General features: G+C 33.6%; 13 protein-coding genes and 1 other RNA gene. 5 read left to right on the top strand and 9 right to left on the bottom strand.

Translation table 11 applies throughout. The annotated features are described in order from the left end of the window. Window positions 1-2: 2 nt before the first annotated feature. Both ACSIGE_RS04335 and ACSIGE_RS04330 read right to left on the bottom strand, forming a co-directional pair. Window positions 3-2,447: a TonB-dependent receptor gene (locus ACSIGE_RS04335; RefSeq protein WP_440881564.1), complete on the bottom strand. Its 2,445-nt coding sequence runs from the start codon at window positions 2,445-2,447 to the stop codon at window positions 3-5. Between the two features lie 12 nt (window positions 2,448-2,459). Next, on the bottom strand, window positions 2,460-4,154 hold the full coding sequence (locus tag ACSIGE_RS04330; RefSeq protein WP_440881563.1) for a M23 family metallopeptidase: 1,695 nt from the start codon (window positions 4,152-4,154) through the stop codon (window positions 2,460-2,462). Between the two features lie 144 nt (window positions 4,155-4,298). Between ACSIGE_RS04330 and ACSIGE_RS04325 the strand changes: the two genes are divergently transcribed. The 4 genes from ACSIGE_RS04325 to rny all read left to right on the top strand — a co-directional run bounded on the left by ACSIGE_RS04325 (window position 4,299) and on the right by rny (window position 6,664). Continuing rightward, complete coding sequence (locus tag ACSIGE_RS04325) at window positions 4,299-4,589, top strand: hypothetical protein (RefSeq protein WP_440881562.1); 291 nt, start codon at window positions 4,299-4,301, stop codon at window positions 4,587-4,589. 10 nt (window positions 4,590-4,599) lie between these two features. Beyond that, window positions 4,600-4,887 carry a cell division protein ZapA gene (locus tag ACSIGE_RS04320; RefSeq protein ID WP_440881561.1) on the top strand — a complete coding sequence of 96 codons (288 nt, stop codon included), beginning with the start codon at window positions 4,600-4,602 and terminating at the stop codon, window positions 4,885-4,887. Window positions 4,888-4,942: 55 nt separating this feature from the next. Next, window positions 4,943-5,051: non-coding RNA, 6S RNA (gene ssrS, locus ACSIGE_RS04315), on the top strand. A 47-nt stretch (window positions 5,052-5,098) separates the two neighbouring features. Continuing rightward, window positions 5,099-6,664, top strand: a complete 1,566-nt coding sequence (rny, locus tag ACSIGE_RS04310) for a ribonuclease Y (RefSeq protein WP_440881560.1) — start codon at window positions 5,099-5,101, stop codon at window positions 6,662-6,664. 64 nt (window positions 6,665-6,728) lie between these two features. Here rny and ACSIGE_RS04305 read toward each other — a convergent pair whose 3' ends face one another. Further along, complete coding sequence (locus ACSIGE_RS04305) at window positions 6,729-7,448, bottom strand: hypothetical protein (RefSeq protein ID WP_440881559.1); 720 nt, start codon at window positions 7,446-7,448, stop codon at window positions 6,729-6,731. A gap of 204 nt (window positions 7,449-7,652) precedes the next feature. On the opposite strand from ACSIGE_RS04305, the gene ACSIGE_RS04300 reads away from it, so the two are divergent. Beyond that, window positions 7,653-8,135, top strand: coding sequence for a DinB family protein (locus tag ACSIGE_RS04300; protein ID WP_440881558.1), 483 nt, complete (start codon window positions 7,653-7,655; stop codon window positions 8,133-8,135). A 76-nt stretch (window positions 8,136-8,211) separates the two neighbouring features. On the opposite strand, the gene ACSIGE_RS04295 is transcribed toward ACSIGE_RS04300, so the two are convergent. The 6 genes from ACSIGE_RS04295 to ACSIGE_RS04270 all read right to left on the bottom strand — a co-directional run bounded on the left by ACSIGE_RS04295 (window position 8,212) and on the right by ACSIGE_RS04270 (window position 20,711). Next, a complete protein-coding gene (locus tag ACSIGE_RS04295; RefSeq protein WP_440881557.1) occupies window positions 8,212-9,357 on the bottom strand; it encodes a gliding motility-associated C-terminal domain-containing protein in 1,146 nt (381 codons plus the stop codon). Between the two features lie 345 nt (window positions 9,358-9,702). Beyond that, complete coding sequence (locus tag ACSIGE_RS04290; RefSeq protein WP_440881556.1) at window positions 9,703-10,605, bottom strand: arabinofuranosidase catalytic domain-containing protein; 903 nt, start codon at window positions 10,603-10,605, stop codon at window positions 9,703-9,705. A 3-nt stretch (window positions 10,606-10,608) separates the two neighbouring features. Next, window positions 10,609-11,481 carry a hypothetical protein gene (locus ACSIGE_RS04285; protein ID WP_440881555.1) on the bottom strand — a complete coding sequence of 291 codons (873 nt, stop codon included), beginning with the start codon at window positions 11,479-11,481 and terminating at the stop codon, window positions 10,609-10,611. A 282-nt stretch (window positions 11,482-11,763) separates the two neighbouring features. Next, entirely contained in the window at window positions 11,764-12,546 is a 783-nt protein-coding gene (locus ACSIGE_RS04280; protein WP_440881554.1) for a hypothetical protein, read from the bottom strand. 147 nt (window positions 12,547-12,693) lie between these two features. After that, window positions 12,694-12,828 (bottom strand): hypothetical protein, encoded by a 135-nt coding sequence (locus ACSIGE_RS04275; RefSeq protein ID WP_440881553.1) that lies wholly within the window; start codon window positions 12,826-12,828, stop codon window positions 12,694-12,696. Between the two features lie 2 nt (window positions 12,829-12,830). Beyond that, window positions 12,831-20,711, bottom strand: a complete 7,881-nt coding sequence (locus ACSIGE_RS04270; RefSeq protein WP_440881552.1) for a beta strand repeat-containing protein — start codon at window positions 20,709-20,711, stop codon at window positions 12,831-12,833. Between the last annotated feature and the right edge of the window lie 71 nt (window positions 20,712-20,782).

The following is a 20,782-nucleotide window of genomic DNA, read 5'->3' as shown; positions in this document are numbered from 1 at the left end:
TATTAAAATTTCATCCCTAACTTCATGTTTAAAACTCTTCCAGTCATATAGTTAGGGATTCCATATTGTTGTTTGCTATAGGCGTCTCTTACCCATGTATTGGTTATTGCATTTCTAATATCGAAAATATTAAAGAGTTCAAGTCCAATAGTCAATTCTTTGAATTTACTAAGAAAACCATTTAAAATTGGTTTATTAATATCAGTCAAAACATAAGAGATCCCTAGGTCAGCTCTCTTATAATCATTTAGTTTGTTTTGAAATTTGTACACATCAGAGTATGCAGGAGCTCCTCCAGGTAAACCTGTATTATAAACTATATTTAGATATGCTTTTAAACTAGGTAAATTCGGAATATAATCTTGAAAAAGGACTCCAAATTTTATTCTTTGATCAGTAGGTCTAGCAATGTATCCTCTATCATTTATGTTTTCTTCAGTTTTTAAGTAACCAAAGCTTACCCAGCTTTCATTCCCAGGGACAAATTCACCATTTAGTCTCATATCAATACCATAGGCATAAGCATCAGTGAGATTATCTGCTCTGTATCTAATTCTTACATTGTCAATTGAATATGCGTTTATTTCAGTCAAGTTTTTGTAGTACATCTCTGTAGTCAATTTAAATGGTCTATTCCATAGTTTAAAACTATAATCATTACCCGTTACAATATGAATAGATTTCTGTGCTTTAACTTCAGGGTTAACTAGACCATCGTAACCACGGAATTCTTTGTAGAAAGGAGGTTGCGAATACCATCCTCCAGATAATCTAAAAAGCATATCAGCGCTCCAATTCGGTTTAATAGCCAGCTGAATTCTTGGGCTTATCACAGTATTACTTTTTTGATTCAAAGCGTTAGCCTTGATGTTCCAATGATGTACTCTAACTCCAAAATTCATCCATAACTCGTGATTTTCAATAAAGGTTTTTCTACTTAATTGAACAAAGCCTGTAATTCTTTTTGTATCAATAGTATTTTTTGCTTTTACATTTTGATAAGGTTCAATTGGACCAGAATATGGCTCATAAGGTTGGTTATTAATTAAGCTGTTAGGGGGACGAACAGAAAAGCCAACAGAATCTATAATTTCCCACTCATTAATTTTATCTCTAATATTTTCGTTTTGATATTTAATTCCGGCTTGCCATTCATTTTTTCCTTTTTTTAACGAGGCTCTAATTTGAATAGCATTTATTAAGGCATCTAAATCATTTCTAGCGTGATTTATTTGACTTCCTATGCCCTGAGAAAAATCAACTTCACCAAAATTCTCAGATCCAGCATTAGTATTAATTTCTCCTAAATTATATGCCGCAGCAATATCAAAATATTCTTCTTCTTGTGTATTAAAAGATGATATCGTTCCGGTTAGTTTTAGGTTTTCATTTATCTTGTAATCAGTAGAAAAAGCACCAAATAATGTTTTAAATTCATCTTTTTCTTGACCTTGGTAAAATACAATCAGTTCAATAGGGTTTACAAAACCACCAAATCTTGTTTTACGTGTTAAAGGCTTATAGTTATATTTGTTCAAGGAAAAATTACTAAGGAAATTTAATGTAAGTTTGTTAGAATATTTATAAGATAAATAAGTTTGAAAATCGGTAAACTGAGGTCTGAAGTTTACCTCTGTTTGTTTATTATTTACAAATAAACTATTATCTCGATAACGCACTCCAACAATTGCACTAAGTTGATTATTTAAATAAGAATCTTCTACAGAAACATTAGCGCCCAACAAACTTAAGTCTATTTGGGCTTTAAAACTTTGAGGTTTACGATAAGTAATGTCTAAAACAGAAGAAAGTCTGTCTCCGTATCGTGCTTGAAAACCACCTGCTGAAAAATTGATATTTTGAATCATTTGTGAGTTTATAAAGCTAAGCCCTTCTTGTTGACCCGATCTGATTAAAAATGGGCGATATACTTCGATACCATTTACATATACTAAGTTCTCATCAAAATTACCTCCTCTAACGTTATATTGTGTGCTCAGTTCATTATTATTATTAACTCCAGGTAGTGTCATTAGTATATTTTCGACACCAGCATTAGCCCCTACAAGGTCATTCATTTTTTTTGAGTCAATTTTCAACATTCCTTGGGCTTCCTTCTTTCTGTTTTTTACTACGACTTCTTTTAGGTTTTTGTCTAATGCAACCAATTTAGGAAAGTAATTAAAGGTTCTAGTACCACGTGCAGTAAACTTTTTGGTTTTCTTTTCAAATGAAATATGGCTAAAAGTAACTACAGTTGTTTTATGTATTGGGATGGAAAGTTTATAATTTCCATTTTTATCTGAGGTAGTACCTTTATCGGAATAGGTAATAGCAACATTTTCAATTGGATTATTATTTCTATCAGTTATTTTACCTTTTATAATAGCTGTTTTTTGAGCAAAGATAAATACTGGGAAAAAAAGTATGATAATAAGCTGTTTCAATGTGTCTGGTGTTTATTTTTTAAAAAACGTAGCTTTTAGGGTTTTGGTATTTCCAACGTTATCGGAAACTACAATTTTAAAAATATGTTTGCTGCCAACCAATTTTTTATCACTAAAATCATAAGTTAAAACCCCTCTTTTATGATTATATTCCATCAATATCCATTTATTATCGATTGTCGCCTTGTAATTTTTTATTCCAGTCTCTTTATCTCTTATCCTTACCTTTAGGGTTTTATTTTTAGAAATCCATTTACCGTTTTGAAAGTTTAATAATTTTATTATTGGCTTTTTAGTATCAAAATTTAAAGTGTAACTTCCTAATGACTTAGTTGATGTATAAACCTTATCTGTTTTTTTTTTAGTAGAAACGTATCTTGGGTATTTAGGATTAGTTACGTTGGCAATGTAAACTTGTTGTTGTTGAGCCTCGGAAAGATGTGATGTGCCAAAAGTTAAAGTATATTTTTTATTTAGAGGTATCGTAGGTTTGTGTATATGAGCTATGCCGTTATCTATTTTAAAATTAATAAAACAGTTGTTATAAAAAGATTTTGAAGGAAAGGCCACTGTTACATTTTGTAATTTAAATTTATTAAAATGATTACAGTTTATTTTATAACCAGTAGTATCTAGTTCTTGTTTTGTATAGTTGTTTTTTACACCTTTTACAGGGATTCTAATAGTTGTAGTATTCTTTTTAAAGTCGCTACCAATTATCTCAACTATATAATTATTGTTTTTTTCAATGTTGATAATTCCATTATTTATTAGATTTTCGTAAGTACTTAACTTATTTACTGTATCTATATACGTTTTTTGAAATCTTTTTCTATATTTTTTGTAATGAGAGTAATCGATATGTAAGTTTATGAATTTACTTTCTGAAAAAGAAAATGTTTCTACATCATGATAATACACCGTATTTCCATTAACTTTCATTTCTAGACTATAAATACCATTTTTGTTTAGAGCGTTATTTAATCTGTCAAATAAATGAACACCGAAACCAATTTTTCCAGCCGCTGTAATTCTGTCGGTAATGTATTTTCCTTCTTCAATTTTTTTAAAATCAATAATTGCTTTGCTATTTGAGTTGTTTACTGTTGCACCATCAAGAGGGTAAACCATTAGTTGTTTTATTGTTGGTTTTATGCTATCAAAAACATCTAGATTAAAGAGTAATGGATTGATTATTTTTTCTGTTTTGGTATCTCTTATTTCATAATGCAAGTGAGGACCTCCAGAACTTCCTGTATCCCCAGTGTAGCCAATGATGTCACCTTTCTTAAAGATGAATTTATTCTGTTTAGGAAAAAGGTTACCAATAGCATATTTTTGCTTCTTATACTGATTTATTTTAACAAAGCTCTGAATGTTTTTGGCAAATCTTTTTAGATGAGCGTATACAGTAGTATAGCCATTCGAATGGTTAATATACAAGGCTTTTCCATAACCATATTGACCAATTTTAATTCTAGAAACATAGCCGTCAGCAGGAGCGAAGATAGGTACACCTTCTTTGCCTTGGGTTTTAATATCTACGCCAGCATGAAAATGATTACTTCTTAATTCTCCGAATGTTCCAGCAAGAATGATTGGTATTTTTAATGGGGGAGCGAAATAATCCTTAGGGTATTTATCTTGACAAAATAAAGTCTTTGTAAAAAGTGTGAAAAAAAGTAAAAGATAAAGCTTCAAAATCATAAGGGGTTTTAAACAAAATTAATAAAATAATTGTAAAGCATTAATAATTTGTTAATCAATTAGTTTACTAAAAAGCTGTAAAAAATTTGTTAAATTAATCAATATTAATAACTTTGTAAAAATAGTTTTATTCTCAGAAAATTAATGTTAAATACCCACGAGGCGATTCATTTACTGGAAGTTAAAATAAAAGAACTACTTTCTAAGTATGAGTTTTTAAAGGAAGAAAATAGTATTCTGTTAGAAGATAATGCAAGGTTACAACGTTTATTAAGAGAAAAGCAACAACAATTAAACGATAAGCAAGATAAATACGACTTGCTTAGGGTTGCAAAAACTATTGAGGGCAGTAAGAAAAATACAAGAGAAACAAAACTCAAAATAAATACATTAGTACGAGAAATCGATAAATGTATCGAATTGTTAAGTACTTAAAGTTCTTTTTATGACGAAACTAAAAGTTAATGTTGTGATAGCAGGCAGAACTTATCCGTTAAATGTAAATTCTGTGGAGGAGGAAGAAGGAATGAGAAAAGCTGCAAATCAGATTAACGATTTAATTGCTAAATTTGAAGAAAATTATGCAGTTGCAGATAAGCAAGATGTATTAGCGATGTGTGCTTTACAATTTGCTTCTAAGTTAGAAATAGAATCAATAATTAAATTAAAAAGAGATAGAGATACATTAAAAAATATACAGTCATTAATAAGTTTAATTAATGTCAGACTATAAATAAAGTTCTTAAAAATATTAATATACTGCCCGCATTAGTATTATAGTTTAATAAACTCAACACTATTAAATTAAAAAGGATAAGTCATGGTTAGTAAAGTATGCCAACTTCGTTTTGGATTCTTGATCAATCAGTTAGTCCTAAACCTGTTTATATGGAGTTTATAAAACCTTATTAATGCGGGCTTTTTTATACAATCAATTCAAAATTATGGAAGGAGTATTATTTCCTGTCTTGGCAGGAATTATAGGTTTAGTGGTAGGGTTTGTTATTACTAAAATGCTAGAGAAGACCAAAGCAAATATGTTAATAGTTGAAACTAAGGATAAAGCAAAAAATATTATAAAAGATGCGAAGGTTGAGGCAGAAGCAATAAAAAAAGATAAAATTTTACAGGCAAAAGAAAAATTTATAGAGTTAAAGGCAGAGCATGAAAAAGTAATTTTATCAAGAGAAAAAAAGGTTTCTGACATAGAAAAAAGAATAAGAGATAAAGAAAGTCAAGTTTCAAATGAGTTAGATAAAAACAAAAAGCGTAATAAGGAATTGCAAAAAAAAGAATCAGATTATGATTTTAAAATTGGAATTATAGAAAAGCGTGAGAATGAAATTGAAAAATTACATAAGCGACACGTCGATATGCTAGAGCAAATATCAGGTTTGTCAGCCGATGAAGCTAAAACTGAATTAGTAGCATCTTTGAAAGAGGAGGCTAAGGCAGATGCAATGGCGTTTATTCAAGATACGGTTGAAGAAGCTAAAATGACAGCTCAGCAAGAAGCAAAAAAAGTAGTGTTGAACACAATACAGAGAGTTGGTGTAGAGCAAGCTGTTGAAAATTGTGTTTCTGTTTTTAATTTAGAATCGGATGACGTCAAAGGTAGGATAATCGGTAGAGAAGGTCGAAATATAAGAGCTTTAGAATCTGCAACGGGTGTTGAAATTATCGTAGATGATACACCAGAAGCAATCATACTATCTTGTTTTGATCCTGTTAGACGAGAAATCGCTAGGTTATCAATGCATAAATTGGTTACAGATGGAAGAATACACCCGGCAAGAATTGAAGAAATTGTTCGTAAGACAGAAAAACAAATAAGTCAAGAAATTATAGAGGTTGGAAAGAGAACAGTTATTGATTTAGGGATACACGGCTTGCATCCAGAGCTTATTAAAACTGTAGGTAGAATGAAGTACAGGTCTTCTTATGGTCAAAATTTATTACAACATTCGAGAGAGGTCGCTAATCTTTGTGGTATCATGGCTGCTGAAATGGGGCTTAATGCAAAGGCAGCTAAAAGAGCTGGTTTATTACATGATATAGGTAAGGTGCCTGATACTGAGAGTGAATTACCGCATGCACTACTAGGAATGCAATGGGCTGAAAAATATGGAGAAAAACCTGATGTTTGTAATGCTATTGGAGCGCATCATGATGAAATAGAAATGAAAAGTATGCTGTCACCAATAGTTCAAGTTTGTGATGCTATTTCAGGAGCAAGACCAGGTGCCAGAAGACAGGTTTTAGATAGCTACATACAACGTTTGAAAGATCTAGAAGATATTGCCTTTGGGTTTGCAGGAGTTCAGAAGGCATATGCTATTCAGGCCGGTAGAGAGTTAAGGGTAATGGTTGAGAGTACAAAAGTTAGTGATACAAAAGCAGCAGAGCTATCTTTTAATATTTCGCAGAAAATACAAACAGATATGACTTATCCTGGTCAAGTTAAAGTTACTGTTATTAGAGAAACAAGAGTCGTTAATGTGGCAAAGTAAAAAGCTTACACTTATATAAAATAAAACTCCAACCTTAATATAAGGTTGGAGTTTTTCTATTTTACTATCTATTTCTTCTCGATCTTCCTTCTTGTTCAGGAATTGTATTTTTAAAACTGTTATTAGATTTTCTTCGTCTTATAATTCTACTTCTGTTACCTATGTTTGCATTTGGCATAGCTCTGTAATAGAAAAAGTTGTTATCCTCTCTAAATCGACTATAGTTATTTCTAAAACTTTTCTTATAAAAATAAAGATCATCATAATTATAAATGTCTCCAATATTTATATCGATATTAATCGAATTGTCACAGTTTCTTCTGTCGTCAAACATAGCTCTAGTTCTTACACGTCCTTCATAAAAAGGATCTCCCCATCTATTATAGTGAATGCGTAAACCTCCAATTTTAACTAAATTTCCAGCGCTATACCTCATAAATATACCTCCTATTCTGGTAACATTACCTCTAATGTTATAATTAACAAAAACATTTCCAATTCTTCGTATCTTTCCACTATAATCTCTTTCTATTCTAACTCTTCTATTGATTCTTGTCCTTCTACTTCTGTAATCTTCATAAGAATTGTCTCTAAAGTGAGTATTAAAATCGAAATCACCATTAAGGAACACATGAAATTCTATACCTTTTTCAATAAAGGTTATCTTGTTGTTAAAAGCATGTTTTCTATCGGCACTAAAACCACTATTCAGTATATTAAGGGTATTGGCCTTTATTGTTACTGTCAGTATTAATGTTGTTATTAAAAAAATCCCTGTTCTCATAATTACTAAATTTAGGGTTATGCTTACTCTTTATGCTTTTCAGCTTCCGCTATTATCTTTTACTTTTCAAAAGACATGCCAAAAAATACCATAGATTAAAGGTTGTTTTTCTGTAATTAATAATCTTTAATAAAATACTATTTCAATATTGTTGATTATCATTGAAATAATTTATATTTAAGAATATATAAGATAAGAGGAATAATGATTATAGCTATAGATGCAAATTTACAAAAAGGCATAAAACTGTTGCGTACGATTAATAATCAGGTTTATTGTAATAAAACTATAGCACCATATTATGCTAGTATAGGAACACATATTCGTCATTCGTTAGATGTGTTTACGTGTATTTTTAAAGGTGTTGAAGATAGAAATATTGATTTTTCCCTCAGGGATAGAAATATTCAAGTAGAGGAAGATATTAAGAAAGGCCTAAGGTACTTTGGAGATGTTCGGAGGAATTTACAAAAAATAAAGGGAAAAGATCTTAATCAAATAGTATTTGTAAATGATGATTTGGGAATAGAAAAGGTTGTTGTTCAACACACATTGGGAAGTGTATTGTTACAGGCACATAATCATGTTATTCACCATTATGCAAGTATAGGCTATATTATGTTCCAGCTTGGAGTTGATTTAACTAGTGAAAACTTTGGGTATAATCCAACAACACCTAAAAAATGAATTGATAAGGGCACTATGATAAGTAAAAAGTAGTAAGTAATTTTTTGATTTTTAGAATATACTATTTAATACTAAGTTACCTCGTGATATAAACCCATCCTCTTTGGGTTTTTTCTCCTTCATCTGTATTTATATCTAAAGTATAGAAATATGTACCATCAGGAAGGTTTTCTTTTTGATTAATTGTCGCTCTACCATTTGATTGACCTCTCCAATCGTTTTTATAGTCAATTGTTTGGTGTACAATATTACCCCATCTATTAAAAACAGTAAGACTATTTCCTTTATATCGCTCTAATCCTTTAAAAACTAAGGTTTCATTTTTTATATCACCATTAGGCGTAAATATCAAATTTACATTACTTAGTGCTGAATCGGAGAAGTTAGAGCCAATAGTAATTACAGAATAATTATTAGGTACAAAAGTAGATGAAGTAATTAAACCAGCATTAATAGTACCGTTAATATTAGACATTCCTAAATCTATCCATTTACCCTCTGTTTCGTTCCAACCAACTACTCTCAGTAAGTTTATATCAGAAGTTATATTATTGATTTCACTATTGTTATCCCAAGTAAGTGTTATTCTTGTTTCAGCTGAGCCATCTAAATCCCAAAATTCTTTAGTACTTATGTTTTCTATAAAAGCTTGTTTTTGAGAAGTGTCATAATTATATGGAGCATTATTAGGATTAATTGAAAAGTATGCTCCTGTAAATTTAGTAACAGTGCCTGTCGCAGATAGAATCATTGGTCTTAAATTATTGTCGTCTCCAATAGGAAAAGTAAAATTACTTTTTTCTGAAACAGAAACGTAACCGTCAACGTGCCTTTGATTATCTTCACCTGCATACAAGTTATGATTCATGAATTCTAATGAAATATTAGCGTCATTTCTTGGGGTAAACACCTTGCCGTTTATAAAACTGAAATCATTAGTAACACCTATAGAGGAATATAGTTCAATATCATTAACAGCATCGATTTCAATATCGTTAAAAACAGCTACATTATTTCCTGATATACTTCTAATTTCACTATCACTATAAAAACCAGCTAAGCCCTCATTATCATTAGACATATTGCCATCATTAATGAAATCTGTGTGGAAACCAACACTTGAATTGTTATGTAATTTAACTTCTCCGAAGTTGTGGAAAGCTGACTGAGCACTTAAGAATAAAGGCATAATAACAGCTATCATAGATAAAAAATTCTTCATAATACCCCCGTATTTTTTATACAGTTATTTTTATTTTATTAAAAACGTTTATTCTTTTTGCACCTGAAGTTTAGTGTTCTTTATAGTGCACTGTGATTAGTTTTGAGTCTACAAAGATAACATTATTTTCGATATATGCAAGTTTTTATTGGTTGAATGGTTAAAAATTAGCGACTTATGGTGTTTTTTTTCTTTTTTAGATCGATGAATTGATAAAATTAAACTATCAATTAAAAATATTGAATACTATTTTTAATTTAACCAAATTAAAAACAACATTTTAATTTTCAATGTTAATTCTTATTTCTTTGACACATTTAATAAAAAAGCGTCACATAAAATTACCTATAAGTTCCAGAAAGCAATACCATTATTTTCAATTTCCTCATAAATTGTTGGTATTATATCATTTCGGTACATAATGAATTCTAAAAAAGCAGTTGTAGACCTATTATTTGTTTGATTTCCATTAGCCCAACCAATAGTGAAATTATCTGTTCTTGTACATCTTCCGGTTGTATGAGAACCGTTAAACCTTTGAACTCCATCAGACCTTGCTAAAACATTTGTATCTGTTTTTATGAAAGTATACAGCATCCATGCATTGTTATTACTGCTATTGTTGAATGAACGAGTAGCATTGCAACAGATACCAGGGTCAAAGTATAGTCTGCTGTCACCCCAGTTCACATGCGTAGACCACCTATTGTTATTATTTAAAACACCGAATGAATGTTGGTTTTTAATAGTGGCTCTTAAAACAGTTATCACAGTTCCTTGATTTCCTGAATTTGTAACATCTTGAACGCCATTAGGAGTTTCTATAATAAGAAAATCATCGACACCATCTCCTTGAAAGTGTGGAGTAAGTATTTCTGGAAAAAACTCGGGTTGACTATTAATGTCTGTTTGAGTAGCGTTCCTGCCTTGACCACTTTGATCATACCAAGTACGGACAAATACATTACTGCCATTTCGCCAAGTATTAATAGCGTTGATATCAACTATATCAGTGTCAGACCAAGAAAAATCTTCTTCTGCGTTGTCACTGCTTCTTCTGAGCCTTATTAACGGTCCATTATAATCACTTTCTAGTACTCTCATAGAAAAAGCAAAACTTATATCGGTTAATTTATCATCTAGAATATGAAATGGTTTTAGGCTGGGGTAGTGGTTATAATTTGATATCTGAGCTTGTATTTCATTTATAAAAATGATAAATACAGCCAATATTTTAATTTTTTTCATTTTTTATAATCTTAAATCTCCAGTTAAATGAAAACTATTTGTTCCAGTTGATACAAGTCCTGCTCCAGCATGTTGACCAGCAGTATTAAATCTTGATAGTCGATTTGAAACAGTCACACCAAGAGCTCCTTGGATAGTAACTCTTCCGGTATTTGTTTGATATAAGCTTATATTAAAACCTATAGGAAGTCCTTGAGGAACTGTTAGTGTAATATTTGAGGTGCTATTAAAAGTAAATATTTTACCATTATCATCAATTGCTAATGTGTAATTTGATGTTTTATTAACCACCTTAGGAAGTACTGAATCAACCCATCTTGTGCCATTCGAAGTGGATGTTAAAATTTGACCGTCAGTTCCAGAAGAAGTAGTACTGTCTTCAAAAGCGCCCGATAAGCTAAGATCGTTTGTGATAAAAGTATTACCGTTTAGATTTATACCGCTAGCTGTTGCTGAAATGATTATTTCAGTTCCAGATATAGATGTACTATTACCTGTTGATTGCACTCTAATAGGACCAGTAGAAAACATATCTGACGATAAGCTACTTGATAATGAAAAAGCAGTTAAATCAGAAAATGTTAAAGAATTATTATTCCCATCCAAAGTTCTGTCATTAGATAAGGTTCCATTAGTACTATATAAATTAGGACTACCATTACTGCTTGATAACCAGTTTGTACCGTCAAAATAAAATATGTTTTTCTGAGCTATATTGTAAACTAAAGAACCTTCCTTTGGATTGATTATATTGTTCATTTCTATGGTGTCAGCCACATTAGGTAATCCTAGTATGGATTGCGAGTCTATCTGAGAGAAGCAATACTCTAACATGAGTACTAAGATTACCGTTAATTTAATTGAGTTTTTAACCATGATTTAAAATAAATTAAAGAATTACTAAACTATTTCAAAAATCTAAAGATAGGCGGTTAAAGTTAAAAAATCAATATAATAACTTGTAAAATAGTTGTTTAAATCGAGTTTTGAGAGGTTTGAAAGTTGTTTGATTGTTAAAAGTTTGAAGTATACTAAGTAAGTATTATTTAAAGTTTATATTAGTAAAATAGCATATCCAAAATGCTAAAGTCAGTATTTTGCTGTAATAAAATTAAAATGACAAATTTGCAAAAAAATAAATGAGCCTTTAAGTATATTTTAGTTAATACGGTGCCAATCGATACCATCACTTTGAATCCAAATAGCAGAGTTAGTAGGTATTGTGTTTGAAGGAACGTTACTTAAAGTTCTATAAGAAGATATAGATCTATTTGATCCAGATATATTTTTTAAAACATACAACCTACCGGAACAGGTGTTAGCATTAGGTAATACAATATTATGTAAGCCTGTAATAATTACTGTATGATGATCTTCACCTAAGGTTATACTTCCTGTTGTCCTTAATATTGCAGTAGAAATAGAGCCGCCTACTTGAAGTGTAGAATTAGCAATATTATATCCGGAAGAAGAAGAGTTATTGTATGTGGGATCTAAAGGAACTTCTTGAGGGTTTATATTAATGCCAAATCTTGGTTTTGCATTTGCAGTTCCGTTGCTACCTTGCACCCTAAAAAGCTCCGTATGAAAACCACCATTTCGATAGTCATATCGTTTAAAAACAATTGGTTCACTCCCGTCATCACCAATTATAAATTCCAATCTGCCGTCATTTGAAGGACCAGCAGATCCGATTTCGAATAAATCAGTTCTTCCTCCACTTTCTTTTAGTCTAAAACTACCATTTGCTGTGGTAAAAAACATTGGTTTATAAAAGTCGGCACCAACCGCAGTGAATTGTAATGCAGCAATACTACCATTTCTCTTTAAATGAATTAAAGGCTGATCTGTATCTGTGTAGTCAGGATAGCTCTGGACCAAATTGAGTGTTTGTCTTCTGCCAAATTCCAACATAGGTAAATTATTAGAGCGAATTTCCATTTTTACATCATTAATAGTACCTAGGAAATTAGAAGTAGATGTGCTATTGTTACCCGAAATTAACCAATTATTTCCACTTGGTGAAACCCAGTTTGTTCCATTGAAAATATAGATACCTTTTTGATCTATATTATATACAATGGAGCCCTAGAGGGCTCCATTTATTGCATTCATTGCTGTAATATTTGTTACTGTAGGAATTCCCATAACTGAAAAGCCATCGACTTGGCTAAAAGCAGTAGAAAAAGTAAACAGTAAAGCGATTAAAAGATGAGTTTTCATATCTAAAAATCAATCACATTAAACATGAACTCTAAATCAATATCATCTTTTTCATTTGCTCCATTATCAGAGTCTCCTATATTTATTCTAAATCCAGTTGTTGCTTGTTGATAGTATGTAATACCAGGATCGTCAAAATTAGCAGCTGTATTTCCTGGGCAATCACCGTTACAATCGAATACGGTTAATTGAATAATATAATTATCATCAGTTCTAGGAGTATTAAAAGTAACTTCATAGTCTCCTTCATCAATTCTTCTAACTGTAGCACCGAATATTTTTAAAGCAGCACCACTGCCATTAACCTTTCCTGCGGCTATACTAACAGGTCCTGCAAAAAAAGCTCCTCCGTCTGTACCTGTTGTTAATTTATTGTTAGCATCTGATGATACTATATTATTCCATTCTGTGGATGCACCGGTTGAGGTTAACACTTGTCCAGATGTACCTGAATTTCCAGAACCGTCAATAAACTGACCTGTGAGTCTGAAGTTTCCAGAATTGACCGTTGAACCGTCAATAGCTAATACTCCTGAGTTAGGTGAAATAACTACATTTTCACCAGTTCCTGATTGAATAAGAATTGCACCTGTTTGTGAAGTCACTCCTACATCTCCTGAAGAATTTAGAATCGAAGTATTAGTGGACGTTAAAACTAAATCGCCAATATCAGTAAAACTTAAATTATTAGATCCCCCGTTCACAACTCTATTATTAGTTAAGGTTCCATCTGTTGTGTAAATTGTTTCTAATGAACTTCTATCAATCCATTGTACAGCACCTGCATTATCTGTAACTAAAACGTTATTATTACCACCTGGATTAATATCCGCAGTAGTAATTGTACCATCTACAATTTTGGCAGAAGTAACAGCATCATCAGCAATTTTAATGGTTGTAACAGCATTGTCAGCTAATTCATTAGTTCCTACAGCACCAGCTGTAATTTCAAGCGTAACATCGTTAAAAGCAGCATCAGTTCCCCCTGTAACGGTAAGATCAGAAGAAGTAATATCACCATCACCAGTAATTGTAGTAGGATCTATTTCTAAGGAACCGTTTGCATTTTGTGTAAGTCCCGTTCCAGCAACATCGGCATTTATTTTAGTTCTGTCAATAGCATCATCAGTTACATCCGCAGTAGTAATTGTACCATCTACAATTTTGGCAGAAGTAACAGCATCATCAGCAATTTTAATGGTTGTAACAGCATTGTCAGCTAATTCATTAGTTCCTACAGCACCAGCTGTAATTTCAAGCGTAACATCATTAAAAGCAGCATCAGTTCCCCCTGTAACGGTAAGATCAGAAGAAGTAATATCACCATCGCCAGTAATTGTAGTAGGATCTATTTCTAAGGAACCGTTTGCATTTTGTGTAAGTCCCGTTCCAGCAACATCGGCATTTATTTTAGTTCTGTCAATAGCATCATCAGTTACATCCGCAGTAGTAATTGTACCATCTACAATTTTGGCAGAAGTAACAGCATCATCAGCAATTTTAATGGTTGTAACAGCATTGTCAGCTAATTCATTAGTTCCTACAGCACCAGCTGTAATTTCAAGCGTAACATCATTAAAAGCAGCATCAGTTCCCCCTGTAACGGTAAGATCAGAAGAAGTAATATCACCATCACCAGTAATTGTAGTAGGATCTATTTCTAAGGAACCGTTTGCATTTTGTGTAAGTCCCGTTCCAGCAACATCGGCATTTATTTTAGTTCTGTCGACGGCATCGTCAGCAATTTTAATGGTTGTAACAGCATTGTCAGCTAATTCATTAGTTCCTACAGCACCAGCTGTAATTTCAAGCGTAACATCATTAAAAGCAGCATCAGTTCCCCCTGTAACGGTAAGATCAGAAGAAGTAATATCACCATCACCAGTAATTGTAGTAGGATCTATTTCTAAGGAACCGTTTGCATTTTGTGTAAGTCCCGTTCCGGCAACATCGGCATTTATTTTAGTTCTGTCGACAGCATCATCAGCAATTTTAACAGTTGTAACAGCATCGTCAGCTAATTCATTAGTTCCTACAGCACCAGCTGTAATTTCAAGCGTAACATCATTAAAAGCAGCATCAGTTCCCCCTGTAACGGTAAGATCAGAAGAAGTAATATCACCATCACCAGTAATTGTTGTAGGATCTATTTCTAAAGAACCGTTTGCATTTTGTGTAAGTCCCGTTCCAGCAACATCGGCATTTATTTTAGTTCTGTCAATAGCATCATCAGTTACATCCACAGTAGCAATTGTACCATCTACAATTTTGGCAGAAGTAACAGCATTGTCAGCTAATTCATTAGTTCCTACAGCACCAGCTGTAATTTCAAGTGTAACATCATTAAAAGCAGCACCAGTTCCCCCTGTAACGGTAAGATCAGAAGAAGTAATATCACCATCACCAGTAATTGTTGTAGGATCTATTTCTAAGGAACCGTTTGCATTTTGTGTAAGTCCCGTTCCGGCAACATCGGCATTTATTTTAGTTCTGTCAATAGCATCATCAGCAATTTTAATGGTTGTAACAGCATTGTCAGCTAATTCATTAGTTCCTACAGCACCAGCTGTGATTTCAAGCGTAACATCATTAAAAGCAGCATCAGTTCCCCCTGTAACGGTAAGATCAGAAGAAGTAATATCACCATCACCAGTAATTGTTGTAGGATCTATTTCTAAAGAACCGTTTGCATTTTGTGTAAGTCCCGTTCCAGCAACATCGGCATTTATTTTAGTTCTGTCAATAGCATCATCAGTTACATCCACAGTAGCAATTGTACCATCTACAATTTTGGCAGAAGTAACAGCATTGTCAGCTAATTCATTAGTTCCTACAGCACCAGCTGTAATTTCAAGTGTAACATCATTAAAAGCAGCACCAGTTCCCCCTGTAACGGTAAGATCAGAAGAAGTAATATCACCATCACCAGTAATTGTTGTAGGATCTATTTCTAAGGAACCGTTTGCATTTTGTGTAAGTCCCGTTCCGGCAACATCGGCATTTATTTTAGTTCTGTCGACGGCATCATCAGCAATTTTAATGGTTGTAACAGCATTGTCAGCTAATTCATTAGTTCCTACAGCGCCAGCTGTAATTTCAAGTGTAACATCATTAAAAGCAGCATCAGTTCCCCCTGTAACGGTAAGATCAGAAGAAGTAATATCACCATCACCAGTAATTGTAGTAGGATCTATTTCTAAGGAACCGTTTGCATTTTGTGTAAGTCCCGTTCCGGCAACATCGGCATTTATTTTAGTTCTGTCAATAGCATCATCAGTTACATCCGCAGTAGCAATTGTACCATCTACAATTTTGGCAGAAGTAACAGCATCATCAGCAATTTTAATGGTTGTAACAGCATTGTCAGCTAATTCATTAGTTCCTACAGCACCAGCTGTAATTTCAAGCGTAACATCATTAAAAGCAGCATCAGTTCCTCCTGTAACGGTAAGATCAGAAGAAGTAATATCACCATCACCAGTAATTGTTGTAGGATCTATTTCTAAGGAACCGTTTGCATTTTGCGTAAGTCCCGTTCCGGCAACATCGGCATTTATTTTAGTTCTGTCGACGGCATCATCAGCAATTTTAATGGTTGTAACAGCATTGTCAGCTAATTCATTAGTTCCTACAGCACCAGCTGTGATTTCAAGCGTAACATCATTAAAAGCAGCATCAGTTCCTCCTGTAACGGTAAGATCAGAAGAAGTAATATCACCATCACCAGTAATTGTTGTAGGATCTATTTCTAAAGAACCGTTTGCATTTTGTGTAAGTCCCGTTCCAGCAACATCGGCATTTATTTTAGTTCTGTCAATAGCATCATCAGTTACATCCACAGTAGCAATTGTACCATCTACAATTTTGGCAGAAGTAACAGCATTGTCAGCTAATTCATTAGTTCCTACAGCACCAGCTGTAATTTCAAGTGTAACATCATTAAAAGCAGCACCAGTTCCCCCTGTAACGGTAAGATCAGAAGAAGTAATATCACCATCACCAGTAATTGTAGTAGGATCTATTTCTAAGGAACCGTTTGCATTTTGTGTAAGTCCCGTTCCGGCAACATCGGCATTTATTTTAGTTCTGTCAATAGCATCATCAGCAATTTTAATGGTTGTAACAGCATTGTCAGCTAATTCATTAGTTCCTACAGCGCCAGCTGTAATTTCAAGTGTAACATCATTAAAAGCAGCATCAGTTCCCCCTGTAACGGTAAGATCAGAAGAAGTAATATCACCATCACCAGTAATTGTAGTAGGATCTATTTCTAAGGAACCGTTTGCATTTTGTGTAAGTCCCGTTCCGGCAACATCGGCATTTATTTTAGTTCTGTCAATAGCATCATCAGTTACATCCGCAGTAGCAATTGTACCATCTACAATTTTGGCAGAAGTAACAGCATCATCAGCAATTTTAATGGTTGTAACAGCATTGTCAGCTAATTCATTAGTTCCTACAGCACCAGCTGTAATTTCAAGCGTAACATCATTAAAAGCAGCATCAGTTCCTCCTGTAACGGTAAGATCAGAAGAAGTAATATCACCATCACCAGTAATTGTTGTAGGATCTATTTCTAAGGAACCGTTTGCATTTTGCGTAAGTCCCGTTCCGGCAACATCGGCATTTATTTTAGTTCTGTCAATAGCATCATCAGCAATTTTAATGGTTGTAACAGCATTGTCAGCTAATTCATTAGTTCCTACAGCGCCAGCTGTGATTTCAAGCGTAACATCATTAAAAGCAGCATCAGTTCCCCCTGTAACGGTAAGATCAGAAGAAGTAATATCACCATCACCAGTAATTGTAGTAGGATCTATTTCTAAGGAACCGTTTGCATTTTGTGTAAGTCCCGTTCCGGCAACATCGGCATTTATTTTAGTTCTGTCAATAGCATCATCAGTTACATCCGCAGTAGCAATTGTACCATCTACAATTTTGGCAGAAGTAACAGCATCATCAGCAATTTTAATGGTTGTAACAGCATTGTCAGCTAATTCATTAGTTCCTACAGCACCAGCTGTAATTTCAAGCGTAACATCGTTAAAAGCAGCATCAGTTCCCCCTGTAACGGTAAGATCAGAAGAAGTAATATCACCATCGCCAGTAATTGTTGTAGGATCTATTTCTAAGGAACCGTTTGCATTTTGTGTAAGTCCCGTTCCAGCAACATCGGCATTTATTTTAGTTCTGTCAATAGCATCATCAGTTACATCCGCAGTAGTAATTGTACCATCTACAATTTTGGCAGAAGTAACAGCATCATCAGCAATTTTAATGGTTGTAACAGCATTGTCAGCTAATTCATTAGTTCCTACAGCACCAGCTGTAATTTCAAGCGTAACATCATTAAAAGTAGCATCAGTTCCCCCTGTAACGGTAAGATCAGAAGAAGTAATATCACCATCACCAGTAATTGTAGTAGGATCTATTTCTAAGGAACCGTTTGCATTTTGTGTAAGTCCCGTTCCGGCAACATCGGCATTTATTTTAGTTCTGTCGACGGCATCGTCAGCAATTTTAATGGTTGTAACAGCATTGTCAGCTAATTCATTAGTTCCTACAGCACCAGCTGTAATTTCAAGCGTAACATCATTAAAAGCAGCATCAGTTCCCCCTGTAACGGTAAGATCAGAAGAAGTAATATCACCATCACCAGTAATTGTAGTAGGATCTATTTCTAAGGAACCGTTTGCATTTTGTGTAAGTCCCGTTCCAGCAACATCGGCATTTATTTTAGTTCTGTCAATAGCATCATCAGTTACATCCGCAGTAGTAATTGTACCATCTACAATTTTGGCAGAAGTAACAGCATCATCAGCAATTTTAATGGTTGTAACAGCATTGTCAGCTAATTCATTAGTTCCTACAGCGCCAGCTGTAATTTCAAGCGTAACATCGTTAAAAGCAGCATCAGTTCCCCCTGTAACGGTAAGATCAGAAGAAGTAATATCACCATCGCCAGTAATTGTTGTAGGATCTATTTCTAAGGAACCGTTTGCATTTTGTGTAAGTCCCGTTCCAGCAACATCGGCATTTATTTTAGTTCTGTCGACGGCATCATCAGCAATTTTAATGGTTGTAACAGCATTGCCAGCTAATTCATTAGTTCCTACAGCACCAGCTGTAATTTCAAGCGTAACATCATTAAAAGCAGCATCAGTTCCCCCTGTAACGGTAAGATCAGAAGAAGTAATATCACCATCACCAGTAATTGTAGTAGGATCTATTTCTAAGGAACCGTTTGCATTTTGTGTAAGTCCCGTTCCGGCAACATCGGCATTTATTTTAGTTCTGTCGACGGCATCATCAGCAATTTTAATGGTTGTAACAGCATTGTCAGCTAATTCATTAGTTCCTACAGCACCAGCTGTAATTTCAAGCGTAACATCATTAAAAGCAGCATCAGTTCCCCCTGTAACGGTAAGATCAGAAGAAGTAATATCACCATCGCCAGTAATTGTTGTAGGATCTATTTCTAAGGAACCGTTTGCATTTTGTGTAAGTCCCGTTCCGGCAACATCGGCATTTATTTTAGTTCTGTCGACGGCATCGTCAGCAATTTTAATGGTTGTAACAGCATTGTCAGTTAATTCATTAGTTCCTACAGCACCAGCTGTAATTTCAAGCGTAACATCATTAAAAGTAGCATCAGTTCCCCCTGTAACGGTAAGATCAGAAGAAGTAATATCACCATCACCAGTAATTGTTGTAGGATCTATTTCTAAAGAACCGTTTGCATTTTGTGTAAGTCCCGTTCCGGCAACATTGGCATTTATTTTAGTTCTGTCGACAGCATCATCAGCAATTTTAACAGTTGTAACAGCATCGTCGGCTAATTCATTAGTTCCTACCGCATCAGCAGCGATTTCAGTAGCAGTAATACCATCGGTAGCCACATCTAAAGTAAATGGATCCCCATTTGTACCCGATCCACTTCTAATTAAAGTACCATCAGTAGCATCTGTTATTTCATTTCCGATGATGCCATCTACTTCAGAAGCACCTATTATATATGGGTCTGTTGAAGAACCAGTACCTGATATAGTGGCAATTCCTGTCACATTTATAATTGTTTCAGAACCATCAGAGGCTAAAGAGGAAAGGTCTACGATAATTGGCGCAACACCATCGTCCTCGATTGATATTGAAAGTTGATTATTGCTTGTATTAAAAGAGAAATCATCTATTGTTTGATCATCAGAACCTAAGGCTGTTAAAGGAACAGATAATGTTCCATTACCATCTGTAATTTCTAGATTACCAGAGTTAACTTCGAATCTGGTATTAATTTCGTTAGTTACAGAACCATCAACCTCCGTAGCTGTAATTATGTATGGATCAGCAGTTGTCCCTGTACCGGAAATTGTATTTATTCCAGCTGCAATAATTTGTGTTTCATCCCCATCAGCCAAAAGAGATGATAAGTCAGTAAATAGAGTCCCAGCTCCATCTGTAATAGACAAGGTAGTGCCGTTAAGAACCATCAATGTATTGACTTCGTTTGTTGGGTCATTATCAGCATCATCTATTAATGAAGTTAAATTAACTGTTCCCCAGTCTCCTAAGGTTAGTTCGTTGGTTGTTGCATTGAAAAGGAGTTCTCTGCTACCTGTTTGATCGCACAAGCTCTTCCAAATCATATTTCCATATTGGAAAATACAATTTTGATCTGTATTGTAGACAATCGCACCCTCAAGAGGGAAAATTAAATTCATTTCAGCATCAGTTACTCTAGTAACAACTAGAACTTTATTGCTACTTTCAAGTTCTAAAATAGAACTTCCGTCAATTACATTAGGATTGTCTCCGATTTTTACCTGACTCAGAATTGTAATCAAAGGGGCGAAAATCAGAATAGAAAGGATAATTATTCTCTTCATAATATCAAGTTATTAATTTAAGAAGTTTAAAATAACTTCTTTTAATATAGGGGTTTTTTTTATAGTTTTTA

Source organism: Tenacibaculum profundi (assembly GCF_052050075.1).
GTDB lineage: Bacteria > Bacteroidota > Bacteroidia > Flavobacteriales > Flavobacteriaceae > Polaribacter.
This window is presented reverse-complemented; position numbering and strand designations above follow the sequence as displayed.

Bases quoted from the DNA above. Each gene is read 5' to 3' on its own strand.
- ACSIGE_RS04330 (WP_440881563.1), bottom strand. From the start codon at position 4,154: ATGATTTTGAAGCTTTATCTTTTACTTTTTTTCACACTTTTTACAAAG.
- ACSIGE_RS04325 (WP_440881562.1), top strand. From the start codon at position 4,299: ATGTTAAATACCCACGAGGCGATTCATTTACTGGAAGTTAAAATAAAA.
- ACSIGE_RS04320 (WP_440881561.1), top strand. From the start codon at position 4,600: ATGACGAAACTAAAAGTTAATGTTGTGATAGCAGGCAGAACTTATCCG.
- rny (WP_440881560.1), top strand. From the start codon at position 5,099: ATGGAAGGAGTATTATTTCCTGTCTTGGCAGGAATTATAGGTTTAGTG.
- ACSIGE_RS04305 (WP_440881559.1), bottom strand. From the start codon at position 7,448: ATGAGAACAGGGATTTTTTTAATAACAACATTAATACTGACAGTAACA.
- ACSIGE_RS04300 (WP_440881558.1), top strand. From the start codon at position 7,653: ATGATTATAGCTATAGATGCAAATTTACAAAAAGGCATAAAACTGTTG.
- ACSIGE_RS04295 (WP_440881557.1), bottom strand. From the start codon at position 9,357: ATGAAGAATTTTTTATCTATGATAGCTGTTATTATGCCTTTATTCTTA.
- ACSIGE_RS04290 (WP_440881556.1), bottom strand. From the start codon at position 10,605: ATGAAAAAAATTAAAATATTGGCTGTATTTATCATTTTTATAAATGAA.
- ACSIGE_RS04285 (WP_440881555.1), bottom strand. From the start codon at position 11,481: ATGGTTAAAAACTCAATTAAATTAACGGTAATCTTAGTACTCATGTTA.
- ACSIGE_RS04280 (WP_440881554.1), bottom strand. From the start codon at position 12,546: ATGGAAATTCGCTCTAATAATTTACCTATGTTGGAATTTGGCAGAAGA.
- ACSIGE_RS04275 (WP_440881553.1), bottom strand. From the start codon at position 12,828: ATGAAAACTCATCTTTTAATCGCTTTACTGTTTACTTTTTCTACTGCT.
- ACSIGE_RS04270 (WP_440881552.1), bottom strand. From the start codon at position 20,711: ATGAAGAGAATAATTATCCTTTCTATTCTGATTTTCGCCCCTTTGATT.